A 12117-nucleotide genomic window follows, 5' to 3' on the forward strand; every position below is an offset into this window, starting at 1 on the left:
GGCCTTCCGAACTCTTGTGGAGAGCACACCTGTGACCCTTGCTTCCTCACCGGCTGCGTCATCGTCCCTGCCGATCGATCAGCCCCCCGAGCTCACCGTCATCCGGCGGGACGGCAGCAGCACGCCGTTCGACGCCACCAAGATCTCCGTCGCCGTGACCAAGGCGTTCCTCGCGGTCGAGGGCGCCGAGGCCGGCGCCACCCACCGGGTCCGCGACCTGGTCGCCGACCTGACCGGCCGGGTCGTCGGGGCGCTGACCAGCCGCGGCGCGACCCGCCGGAGCCTTCAGGTCGAGGACATCCAGGACCAGGTCGAGCTGGCGTTGATGCGCGCCGGCGAACACCAGGTCGCCCGGGCGTACGTGCTGTATCGCGAAGAGCGGACCAAGGCCCGTACACCTGCTGACGCCTCCGGTGTCGCTGATGCCGCCGCGGCGCCGGTGCTGACCGTGCGTGGCGCCGACGGCAGCCGGAGCCCGCTCGACGTCGACCGGCTCCGGGTGGTGGTCGCGGAGGCGGCCGCCGGGCTGGACGCGGTCGACCCGGAGCTGATCCTGAACGAGACGCTCGGCGCCTGCTACGACGGCATCGCCCAGCACGAGGTCGAGCTCGCGCTGGTGATGGCCGCCCGGTCATACGTCGAGACCGAGCCGCAGTACAGCTTCGCCGCGTCCCGGCTGCTGCTGGACCAGATCCGCCGGGAGGCGCTCGGCCGCGTCCACGGCGAGCCGCGGCAGGCCAGCCAGGCGGACATGGCCGCGGCGTACCGGACCTACTTCCCGGCCTACATCCGGACCGGGATCGAGGCCGGGCAGCTCGACCCTGAGCTGGCCGCTTTCGACCTGGACCGGCTGGCCGCGGCCATCAACCCCGACGCCGATCTGAACTTCACCTTCCTCGGCCTGCAGACGCTCTACGACCGCTACCTGCTGCACCTCGACAAGGTTCGCTACGAGCTGCCGCAGGCGTTCTTCCTCCGGGTCGCGATGGGGATGGCGCTGCGCGAGGACGACCGGGAGGCGCGGGCGATCCAGTTCTACGAGTTGCTCAGCTCGTTCCGCTTCATGTCTTCGACCCCGACCCTGTTCAACGCCGGCACCACTCGCCCGCAGCTGTCCTCCTGCTTCCTCACCACCGTCCAGGACGACCTCGCCGGCATCTTCACCGGCATCCGCAACAACGCCCTCCTGGCCAAGTACTCCGGCGGCCTCGGCAACGACTGGACGCCGGTCCGCGGCATCGGCGCCAAGATCCGCGGTACCAACGGCGAGTCCCAAGGCGTCGTGCCATTTTTGAAGGTTGCCAACGACACCGCCGTCGCGGTCAATCAGGGCGGCCGCCGGAAGGGCGCGGTCTGTGCGTATCTGGAGACGTGGCATGTGGATGTCGAGGAGTTCCTGGAGCTGCGGAAGAACACCGGGGACGAGCGGCGGCGGACCCATGACATGAACACGGCGAACTGGGTGCCGGATCTGTTCCTGCAGCGGGTTGAAGCGGGTGCGGACTGGACGTTGTTCTCGCCGGACGAGGTGCCCGAGCTGCACGATCTGTACGGAATCGCGTTCGCGGAAGCGTACGCCGGGTACGAGGCGGCCGCTGATCGTGGCGAGATCAAGGTGTTCAAGCGGATCAAGGCCGTTGATCTCTGGCGGCGGATGCTGACCGTGCTGTTCGAGACCGGGCATCCGTGGATCACCTTCAAGGACGCCTGCAACCTGCGGTCGCCGCAGCAGCACGACGGCGTCGTCCACTCGTCGAACCTGTGCACCGAGATCACCCTGAACACGACCGTCGACGAGACCGCCGTCTGCAACCTGGGCTCGGTCAACCTGGTCGCGCACCTCACCGCCGGCGGCCTGGACACCGACCTGCTCCGCGACACGGTGAAGACCGCGGTCCGGATGCTCGACAACGTCATCGACGTCAACTTCTACACCACCCCCGAGTCCGAGCGCGCGAACCAGCGGCACCGCCCGGTCGGTCTTGGTTTGATGGGCTTCGCGGACGCGCTGCTCGCGTTGCGCATCCCGTACGCGTCTGACGCCGCGGTCGAGTTCGCGGACAGTTCGATGGAGCAGATCAGCTACCACGCGATCGAGGCCTCGAGCGATCTCGCCGCGGAGCGCGGTCGCTACTCGACGTACGACGGATCGCTCTGGAGCCAGGGGATCTTGCCGATCGACTCGCTCGACCTGCTGGACACGGCGCGCGGCGGCGACGTGATCATCGACCGGACCACGCGCCTGGACTGGGACGCTCTGCGCGCGAAGGTACAGCGCGACGGCATGCGGAATTCGAACGTGATGGCGATCGCTCCGACCGCGACCATCTCCAACATCTGTGGCGTCAGCCAGTCGATCGAGCCGACGTACAGCAACCTGTTCGTGAAGTCGAACATGTCCGGCGAGTTCACCGTCGCCAACCCGTACCTGGTCGCCGAGCTGAAGGCCCGCGGGCTGTGGGACCAGGTGATGGTGTCCGACCTGAAGTACCACGACGGTGTGCTGACCGGGATCGAGCGCATCCCGGCGGACGTCCGCGAGTTGTACGCGACCGCGTTCGAGATCGACCCGCAGTGGCTGATCAAGGCGGCGTCACGCCGGCAGAAGTGGATCGACCAGGCGCAGTCACTGAACCTGTACATGGCGAAGCCGTCCGGTCGCGCCCTGGACGAGTTGTACCGCTCCGCGTGGCGGCACGGGCTCAAGACGACGTACTACCTGCGCTCCCAGTCGGCCACCCATGTGGAGAAGTCCACTTTGCAGGGCACCGACGGGCGGCTGAACGCGGTCGCCGTCACGGTCGCGCCGCCTGTGCCTGGGACTGTGCCTGGGACTGTGCCTGGGACTGTGCCTGGGACTGTGCCTGCTGTGCCGGTGCCTGATGATCTGCCGCTGCCCGAACCGACCGGAGCGGTCTGCTCCATCGACGATCCCGACTGCGAGGCCTGCCAGTGACCACCGGACTGAACCACCTCACCGTCGGCGCGTCCCGCGTCGAGGTCACCGACAAGGCGATGATCAACTCGCGCGCGGACGTGAACCAGCTGCTGCCGCTGAAGTACACCTGGGCCTGGGAGAAGTACCTGGCCGCCTGCAACAACCACTGGATGCCGACCGAGGTGTCCATGCAGGCCGACATCTCGCTGTGGAAGTCACGCGACGGCCTCACCGAAGCCGAGCGGCTGATGCTCAAGCGCAATCTGGGGTTCTTCGCGACCGCCGAGTCCCTGGTCGCGAACAACATCGTGCTCGCGGTCTACCGACAGCTCAGCAACCCCGAATGCCGGCAGTACCTGCTCCGCCAGGCCTTCGAGGAGGCAGTGCACACGCACACCTTCCAGTACATCTGTACGTCGCTCGGTCTCGATGAGGGCGAGCTGTTCAACATGTACCGCGAAGTCCCGTCGATCTCCGACAAGGACGCGTGGGCGCTGAAGTACACCCAGCACCTCGAGGATCCGGACTTCCGCACCGGTACGCCGGAGACCGACACCGCATTCCTGCGCGATCTGATCGCGTTCTACGTGGTGTTCGAGGGGATGTGGTTCTATACCGGTTTCGCACAGATCCTGTCGCTCGGCCGGCGGAACAAGATGGTCGGCATCGCGGAGCAGTACCAGTACATCCTGCGCGACGAATCGATCCATCTGAACTTCGGCATCGACTGCATCAACCAGATCAAGCAGGAGAACCCACACCTGTGGACAACCGAGTTCCAGGCCGAGGTGCGGCAGATGCTGACCGAGGCGTGCGAGCTGGAGGTCGCGTACGGTCGCGCCACCTTGCCGGACGGCATGCTCGGCCTGACCGCGGAGCTGTGCGAGCAGTACATGCACTTCATCACCGACCGCAGAGCGGAACAAATCGGCCTCAATCCGATCTTTGCTGAAACGCGGAACCCCTTCGGCTGGATGTCAGAGGTGATGGATCTCAAGAAGGAGAAGAACTTCTTCGAGACCCGCGTGATCGAGTACCAGTCCGCCGGCGGCCTGAGCTGGGACTGAGCTGAGCCTCAGCTGAGCCCAGCGCTGAGCCGAAGCCGAACTGACCCGATCCGGAAGGCCCGCGCCGCAACTCGCCGCAGTGCGGGCCTTCCACCTGCCCGACCCACCCGCCTACCGCAAACCGCCCGCGGCACCGCGCCCCACTCCCCCGGCTCACCACCGGGACTCTCCGGGCTACTTGCTCAGTCCGTCTTGACGGATCGGGGTGGCCGAGCGCGGGCGACGGGCGTCGGCCTCGGCCTGCCGCTTCTCGGCGGACTGTTTCTCGTGCGGCAGGCCGTCGGTTTGCCAGTCGATGCAGTTGAAGTAGGTGTCCCACGGGTAGGGCTTGAGGTCATCGGGCATTTCCCAGTACGGCCCCGTACCCACCTCGTCGGCCAACGCATTCAGCGCAGCGATCGTGCTGACAACCGGGGCCAGGTGACCAACGCCCAGTGGGAGCGGCCGTTCGTTTTCCTTGATCCACAGCAACCGGTCGTGCACCTTGCCGATCGAGTTCTGCGCAGGCGGACGCCCCATCGTGTCGATCATCCGGAAGGTCCCGTCGGCGTCGAAGTACAGGTTCTTCCGGCCGCGCAGCGCGAACAGTTCGCCGGTGTCGCGGGTGTACTCGCGGGCCGAATCGACGAACGCCCGGGCCGACGCGGCCAGCTCCGGCCGGTTGCGCACCGCGTCGAGGAACGCCGGCACCGTACTGTCCGGGGCGAGCCGGCGCAGCAACTCCGGCTCGAACCCCGGCGGCAATGATCGCTCGATCCACTTCTGCCCCGCCCGGGTGACGTCGGCCGCCGACAGTTCGTTCGGCGGCTGCATACCGGTCGCGAAGTCAATGCCCCCTTCCAGCGACCGCCACTCCTGCACCGTGATCGGCGTGCAGATCGGGTACGACCTGTCCGGATCGATCACCTCGGGGAACTTGAGCGCGCGCAACACCCGCCCCGGAAACGGAAACTCGATCGCGCCGCAGGATCGTGGCAGCGAATGACCCTCACCGAACGCCGCCTCCATCGCGCGCAGCCGCTGAGCCGTCTGCTCGGCGTGCGCCAGCAGAGCGTTGCGCCCGGCCGCACCGATCGTCCCGTCCAGCCAGTGCGATCCAGCCTCGACACCCAGCCCTTCGAGCACCAGCTTCGTGTCGAACCAGTGCACTTTGAAAGCCACGCCCGGGTACTGGTCGGCCGTGTACACGAGCTGTTCGTTGCCCCGGGCCCGATAAGTCAGCTCGATCCCGGCGATCGGTTGCTCGTCCGGCCGAAGTACGAACGCCCGATCCAGCTCGGATGCAACCGGCAACTCCCCCACCGACGGCAACCCATCGGCCCGCTCAGCAACCAACCGAGCCGCCTCACCATGAATCCGGCCAACAACACCAGCTCGCCCGCGCCGACCCAGGCCACCGTCGTCCGCTCCCCCACCCATCCCAACCATGATCGATGCTACCAACCCCCGCTCCCCCAGCCGCTCCCCCAACCAGCCCCCCAACCGTCCGCCCAACCGTCCCCCACGACCCCACCACCCACCCGCCGAGCCCACCACCCACCCGCCGAACCTCCCCCAGCCCGCGCCGTCTCAGGGGTCAGCCCCGCAGTTGATGGGTTGGCCCCCCAGAATTTCGGGGGTCAACCCATCGGCTCAGGGGCTGGCCCCTGAGACGTCGCGGGCGCTGCAAGCAAGCAGCGTTGGCCCGACGGGTCACTTCAGCCGGGTAAGGCGTCCTCGTCCGGCCGTGGTTCGGGTTCAGGCGGGCGAGGCGTTCTCGCTCGCCCGTGGTTCGGGGTCAGTCGAGCAGGGTGAGGATTTGTTGGGTGGTGCCGGTTTCGCCGAGGCGGGGGAAGATGTGGGTCAGCGAGTTCGCGTGGGCGTCGGACGAGAGGTCGGTCATCGCGTCGGTGGCGAGCGTGACGTGGTAGCCGTGCTCGTACGCCGCCCGTGCCGTGGACTCGACCCCGATGCTGGTGGCGACGCCGGTCAGGACGAGCTGGGTGATGCCGCGGCGGCGGAGGTGTACGTCCAGGTCGGTGCCGTGGAACGCACCCCAGTTCCGCTTGGTCACGACGATGTCCTCGGCATGGCCTGCCAGTTGCCCGACGATCTGATCGGCTCCGGGCGGCGGCGTTCCACCGGCCGTACGAGGCGCGCGCTCCGTACGGCCAGGAACCCGATCGGCACCATCGGCGGCGAAGCTGACCCGGACGAGTACCACCGGCAGCTTGTGCTTCCGGAAGGCATCGGCGAGTTCGACGGTCCGGTTGATCACGTCAGCGGTGGGATGTGGTTCGCCGGGAAGTGCGGCGACCGCGTTCTGCAGGTCGACGATGACCAGCGCGGTCTTCGGGTCAAGCGTGGTGACGGGCACGGGGGTACCTCTCTACTTGGGCGTTCTCTACTTGGGGAGGCGAATCGAGGTGACCAGCACGAGCAAGCCGGAGATGATGAGCAGGAAGATCGCCATCTCGTGCAGGCCGGCTGTTGTCGCGCCGTGCTGGAAGAAGTGGGCGTTCGCCGCCGCGGAGATGAGTGCGCCGACGTACACGCAGGTACGCAGCAGTCCGGCGGACGAACCGATCCGGGCCGGATCGGCCTGCTGGTACAGGGCGGTCTGGTTGGCGAGGTTGTTCAGGCCTTGCGGAACGCCCGCGATCACGCCGACAACAGCCAGCAACCAGATCGGCGTACTGGTGCCGATGAACAACTGTGCGACTGCGGCGAACACGAGGAAGGCACAGCCGAAGACCAGCTTGCCGCGGATCTGCGCTCGTCGACCGGTGATCGCGGTGACAACCACGGCTGCGAGGGACAGTGGGAGTAGTAGCAGGCCGGCTGATGATGCTTTCAGGCCGCGCGATTCCTCGAGCCATTGGGTGAAGCCGTAGAGGAACGAGTACGCGCCGACGTAGGCGAGCACCTGACGGGTGTACGTGAGGATCAGCGGTCGGTTGCCGGCCAGTACACGGAGGTCGATGAACGGTTCCATCACTCGTAGTTGGGTGATGACGAAAGCGGTGCCGAGGACCAGGGCGAGTACGAGCAGGTACCAGCTGGACAGCTGTGGGTGCATCAGGAAGAGCATCAGGGCGACCAGCGTGGCGGCGAACAGGGCTGCGCCCGGGTAGTCGAGTTCGCCGGCGCCGCGTGCGCGGGTGGTGCGGGGCAGCCAGAGTGATCCGAGGATTACGCAGATGACCGACAGTGGCACGTTGATGGTGAAGATCAGGTGCCAGCCGCCGAGGCCGATCAGCAGACCGCCGAGGGTCGGGCCGATCACCGCGATCACCTGGTTCGCGATCGAGAGGCTGCTGAGGATGACGGCCGGTGTGTCCATCCCGGTGCGATCGGCTTCGCTGCGGATCAAGGACATTGCTGCTGGGTACGCCGCTGAGGTCCCGAAACCGAGGAGGACTCGCGAGGCGATCAGTACGCCCAGGTTTGGTGCCAGCGCGCCGAGCAGACCGGCGATGCCGACGAGCGAGGTGGCGAATAGGTACAGCGGGCGTGGTCCGAAGAGGTCAACCAACCGCCCCATCACAGGCTGCCCAACCGCTGTCGCCAGATAGAGCCCGGTCACCAGCCAAGCCGTCTGCGAAGGCGGCACCCCGAACGCCACCCCAATCGGCACCAACGCCACCGCGAGCATCGAGGAGTTGATCGGATTCAGTACGGACCCCACCAGCATCGGCGCCACGAGCCGCCGATCGAACCGCAACTCCCCCGTCACCAAACCACCCTCGTCCGAGTCTCAGCGGGTTGTTGCCGCTTCTATTGCGTGGTCCAGGAGGGACAGGGCCTTGATGATGGTTTGGCGTTCGGCTTCGGTGCAGTGGTCTTGGAGGGCACGGGCCAGCCACTCCTGGCGGACCCTGCGGTCGCCCTGCAAACGGTGCCGGCCGCCGGTGGTCAGCGAGACCACCTGCCGGCGACCGTCCTCCGGATCCGGGTGCCGCTGAATCAGATCGGCCTCGCGCAGCGCGGCCAGGATCGCCGCCATCGACTGCGGCCGAATCCGCTCGGCCGCCGCCAGCTCGCTCGCCGACGCAGGCCCGTCCTTGTCGATCCGGCTCAGCACCGACGACTGCGACGGCGTCAGGTCGTCGGTCTCGGCGAGTTCCTTCAACCGCCGCTTGACCCGCCCGAACACCACCCGCACCTGCGCCGCCGCCTGCCCAGCAGACGCCGAAAACCGTTCGCTCACCCTTCGAGCCTAAATTAGTCAGCCCAAACTGTCCAGCCCAAACTGATCAGCCTGGCCTGTTCAGTACCATCGCCTAGCCGGCCAGCCGCATCGCCGAGCGGCTCCGGCTCGTCGGCGGCGAACTGACCGCCCGGAAACTCACCGACGGCTTCGAAGTGCTGGCCTCAGCTGACGGCTACGTCCAGTACGCCGATTACCTTCTCCAACCGTGCCGCGACCCGGCCGGCGTCGAAGCCGTTGCCTTCGACTACTACCCGGAGCTCGCCGCTGTCCAGCGAGACCTCCAGCTCACGAACGTCGTACGGGTTGAGCAGCACGGCCACCCGGGCCAGCAGCCCATCCACTTCCACCACCCGCGCGGTGAAAACGGTCAGCGTGCGTTCGACCGCGAGCAGGCTCATCGCACGACCTCCTTGTGGCGCAGCAGGCCGAACGTGAAGCCGTCGACCAGCGCCTCCCACGAAGCCTCGACGATGTTGTGCCCGACGCCGACCGTGACCCAAGAGCCTTCGCCGTCGGCGGTCTCGATCAGCACCCGGATCACCGCGTCGGTGCCGTGCCCCTGGTCGAGGATGCGGACCTTGTAGTCGACCAGGTCGAACTTGTTCACCACTGGGTACGCGCGCTCGATCGCGACCCGCAGCGCGTGGTCGAGCGCGTTCACCGGGCCGTTGCCCTCGCCGGTGACGATCTCCCGCTCGCCGCCCGCGACCAGTTTCACGGTCGACTCGGAGACCGCCTCACCGTCGGCGCGCGACTCGGTGATCACCCGCCACGACTCGACGTCGAAGTAGCAGGGCCGCTTGCCTTCGACCTCTTCGGTGAGCAGCAGCTCGAACGAGGCGTCGGCCGCCTCGAACGTGTACCCGCGCGCCTCCATTTCCTTCACCCGGTCCGCGACCCGGCTGACCAGTTCGCGGTCGTTGCCGAGATCGAAACCGAGCTCGCGGCCCTTCAGCTCGATGCTCGCCCGGCCGGCCATCTCCGACACCAGCATCCGCATGTCGTTGCCGACCAGCCCCGGGTCGGTGTGCTGGTACAGATCCGGGTCGACCTTGATCGCGCTGGCGTGCAGCCCGGCCTTGTGCGCGAACGCGGAAACCCCGACGTACGGCTGCCGGGCCGACGGCGGCACGTTGGTGACTTCGGCGATCGCGTGCGCGGTCCGGAACGACTCGGCCAGGTTGCCCGGCGGCAGCAGTTGCAGGCCGCGCTTCAGCTCCAGGTTGGCGACGATCGCCAGCAGATCGGCGTTGCCGGTACGTTCGCCGTATCCGTTGACCGTGCCCTGGACATGCGTGACGCCGGCTTCGACAGCGGCGATCGAGTTCGCCACCGCGCAGCCGGCGTCGTTGTGACAGTGGATGCCGAGCCGGGCCCCGGTGGATTCGAGGACGTCCCGGACGATCTCCTGGAGTTCCCGCGGCAGCGTCCCACCGTTCGTGTCGCACAGCGCGACCACATCCGCGCCCGCCGCGGCCGCCGCTCGTACCACCTCGAGCGCGTACGCACGATTCGCGCGGTACCCGTCGAAGAAGTGCTCGGTGTCCAGGAAGACCCGCTGCCCGTTCGCCCGCAGATGCGAGACGGTGTCGGTGATCATCCGCAGGTTCTCGTCCAGGCTGGTCCGGAGCGCCCGCTCCACATGTGCATCGTGGCTCTTGGCAACGAGTGTGACGACGTCGGCGCCGGACTCCCGCAGCGCGGCCACCTGCGGGTCGTCCGCGGCCGTCGTCCCCGGCTTGCAGGTCGCGCCGAAGGCGGCGAAGGTCGCGTTCCGCAGGTGCAGCTCGGTCTTCGCCCGCTCGAAGAACTCGGTGTCCTTGGGCACCGCGCCCGGCCAGCCGCCCTCGATGAAACCGACCCCCAGCTCGTCCAGGTACTGCGCGATGGCGATCTTGTCCGCCACCGACAGGGCCAGACCCTCCTGCTGCGCGCCATCGCGCAGAGTCGTGTCGTAGACGTGGAACTCGTCCGAGATAGTCATGGGGGTCGGCCTTCCGGAGGGGTGCGGTGCAGAAATTTGAGGCAAACAAAAAACCTCCCGCAAGGTGCGAGAGGTCTGCGCGCTCAGGTACGGCATGCTGAGCGCGCTTAGGTAATAATCACCCGATAGTGCTTCATGACGTTTTGCAGTCTGCCACAGAATGTCCGCCCGATGACGAGTACGTCTCGCATCACGAACATTCAGTACGCCGACCCGTACTGGAGTTCAGACCGCCGTCATGCCGTCAGGGACCAGCCCGGGTCGTCCCAGGCGGTGTAGAAGTCTTCGCGGGACAGGGGCCTGAGGCCCCAGTTCTCCCGGTCCAGGGCCTGGTCGGTGAGCATGCCCTCGTCGTCCTCGAGCCGCTGCCACCAGTACCGGGTCAGCTCGCCGTCCTCGCCCACGCCGAGCTGGCGGATGACCACCCACTCACGCTCGTGCCAGACCGCCTCGTACAGCCAGTCCGTGCCGTAGTCGTCCACGGCCGCGCCGTACGTCCGGGAGGCGGTGCCGCGGTCCAGGTCGCGGATCAGCTCGACCGTGGACCGGATCGCCGCGACGGTTTCGGCCGGCCAGCCCCGCCGCTCGGCAAGCTCCGCGTAGTAGCCCTCGACCTCGTCCGGGAAGCTGCTCATGCCGCCCGACCCTATCGGGTCGCGGCGACAGTCAGCGACCATCCGTCCACACCCCAGACCTGAAAAGATGCTGTGAAAGCACGACCTACGCGAACGGCCCGGCGGGAGTTCGCCGGGCCGTTCGGGTGGTGCGGGTTCAGATCTTGGTCATCCAGCCGTGGGGGTCGGGCGTACGGCCGTACTGCACGTCCAGCAATGCGCTTCGGACAGCAGCTGTGACCGGGCCGCCGTTGCCGTCGCCGATCTGTACTTCACCGTCCTTGGCCTTCAGGGAGGCGACCGGGGTGACCACCGCGGCCGTACCGCACGCGAAGACCTCGCGCACCTTGCCGGACGCCGCGCCCGAGCGCCACTCGTCGACCGAGATCTTCCGCTCGGTGACGTGGTAGCCGAGGTCCGTGACCAGCTTCAGGATCGAGTCCCGGGTGACGCCCTCGAGGATGGTGCCGGACAGCTCCGGCGTGACGACGGAGTTGTCGTCCAGGACGAAGTACAGGTTCATGCCGCCGAGCTCTTCGACCCACTTCTTCTCGACCGCGTCCAGGAACGCGACCTGGTCGCAGCCCTGCTCGATCGCCTCGGCCTGCGCGAGCAGCGAGGAGGCGTAGTTGCCGCCGGTCTTCGCCGCGCCGGTGCCGCCGGGGGCCGCCCGCGTGTACTCCTCGCTCAGCCAGATCCGGACCGGCTTCACGCCGTTGGCGAAGTACGAGCCGGCCGGCGACGCGATCACGCAGTACGTGACATGGGCCGACGGGCGGACGCCGAGGAACGGGTCGGAACCGAACATGAACGGGCGCAGGTACAACGAGGTCTCACCACCGCCGGGCACCCAGGCCTTGTCGAGCTCCACCAGCTTGCGCAGGGAGTCGACGAACACCTCGTCCGGCAGCTCCGGCAGCGCGAGCCGATGCGCGGACCGCTGGAACCGGGCCGCGTTCGCCTCCGGGCGGAACAGGTGGATCGAGTCGTCGGGATGCCGGTACGCCTTCATCCCTTCGAAAATGGTCTGGGCGTAGTGGAACACCGAGGTCGCCGGAGACAGCTCCAGCGGCCCGAAGGCGGTGATCCGAGCGTCGTGCCAGCCCTTCTCGGCCGTCCAGGTGGCGATCGCCATGTGGTCGGAGAAGTACTGCCCGAATCCCGGGTTCGCCAGGATGCGGGCGCGCTGGTCGTCGCTGGCCGGATGGGTGGTTGGCTCAACGGTGAACTGCAGCTCGCTGCTCATAGCCGCACCGTACCTCTCGACCAACTGGTCAGGCGAGCGTGCCGGTGGGCGGCGCGGCTGGGGACAAGGCCAGCGG

Annotated in this window: 10 protein-coding genes; 2 read left to right on the plus strand and 8 right to left on the minus strand. The window is 67.5% G+C overall.

Annotation, left to right across the window (positions count from 1 at the left end; all coding sequences use genetic code 11):
• The first annotated feature begins 31 nt into the window (after positions 1-31).
• Positions 32-2956 (plus strand): ribonucleoside-diphosphate reductase subunit alpha, encoded by a 2925-nt coding sequence (locus tag ABD260_RS06685; RefSeq protein ID WP_344232456.1) that lies wholly within the window; start codon positions 32-34, stop codon positions 2954-2956.
• On the plus strand, positions 2953-4005 hold the full coding sequence (locus tag ABD260_RS06690; protein ID WP_344232457.1) for a ribonucleotide-diphosphate reductase subunit beta: 1053 nt from the start codon (positions 2953-2955) through the stop codon (positions 4003-4005). The genes ABD260_RS06685 and ABD260_RS06690 overlap by 4 nt, the downstream gene beginning before the upstream one ends.
• Before the next feature lie 174 nt (positions 4006-4179).
• On the opposite strand, the gene ABD260_RS06695 is transcribed toward ABD260_RS06690, so the two are convergent.
• From ABD260_RS06695 to ABD260_RS06730, 8 genes are all read right to left on the minus strand, one after another.
• A complete protein-coding gene (locus tag ABD260_RS06695) occupies positions 4180-5424 on the minus strand; it encodes a hypothetical protein (protein WP_344232458.1) in 1245 nt (414 codons plus the stop codon).
• A gap of 358 nt (positions 5425-5782) precedes the next feature.
• Positions 5783-6361 (minus strand): isochorismatase family protein, encoded by a 579-nt coding sequence (locus ABD260_RS06700; protein WP_344232459.1) that lies wholly within the window; start codon positions 6359-6361, stop codon positions 5783-5785.
• A gap of 27 nt (positions 6362-6388) precedes the next feature.
• Entirely contained in the window at positions 6389-7720 is a 1332-nt protein-coding gene (locus ABD260_RS06705; RefSeq protein ID WP_344232460.1) for an MFS transporter, read from the minus strand.
• A 21-nt stretch (positions 7721-7741) separates the two neighbouring features.
• On the minus strand, positions 7742-8194 hold the full coding sequence (locus ABD260_RS06710; RefSeq protein WP_344232461.1) for a MarR family winged helix-turn-helix transcriptional regulator: 453 nt from the start codon (positions 8192-8194) through the stop codon (positions 7742-7744).
• Positions 8195-8358: 164 nt separating this feature from the next.
• Positions 8359-8595 (minus strand): hypothetical protein, encoded by a 237-nt coding sequence (locus tag ABD260_RS06715; protein ID WP_344232462.1) that lies wholly within the window; start codon positions 8593-8595, stop codon positions 8359-8361.
• A complete protein-coding gene (cimA, locus tag ABD260_RS06720) occupies positions 8592-10181 on the minus strand; it encodes a citramalate synthase (RefSeq protein ID WP_344232463.1) in 1590 nt (529 codons plus the stop codon). Before cimA ends, ABD260_RS06715 begins: the two co-directional genes overlap by 4 nt.
• 236 nt (positions 10182-10417) lie before the next feature.
• Positions 10418-10816 carry a hypothetical protein gene (locus ABD260_RS06725; RefSeq protein WP_344232464.1) on the minus strand — a complete coding sequence of 133 codons (399 nt, stop codon included), beginning with the start codon at positions 10814-10816 and terminating at the stop codon, positions 10418-10420.
• A gap of 136 nt (positions 10817-10952) precedes the next feature.
• Positions 10953-12041: a branched-chain amino acid aminotransferase gene (locus ABD260_RS06730; RefSeq protein WP_344232465.1), complete on the minus strand. Its 1089-nt coding sequence runs from the start codon at positions 12039-12041 to the stop codon at positions 10953-10955.
• Positions 12042-12117: the final 76 nt, after the last annotated feature.

This window comes from Kribbella hippodromi (assembly GCF_039531045.1).
Taxonomy (GTDB): domain Bacteria; phylum Actinomycetota; class Actinomycetes; order Propionibacteriales; family Kribbellaceae; genus Kribbella; species Kribbella hippodromi.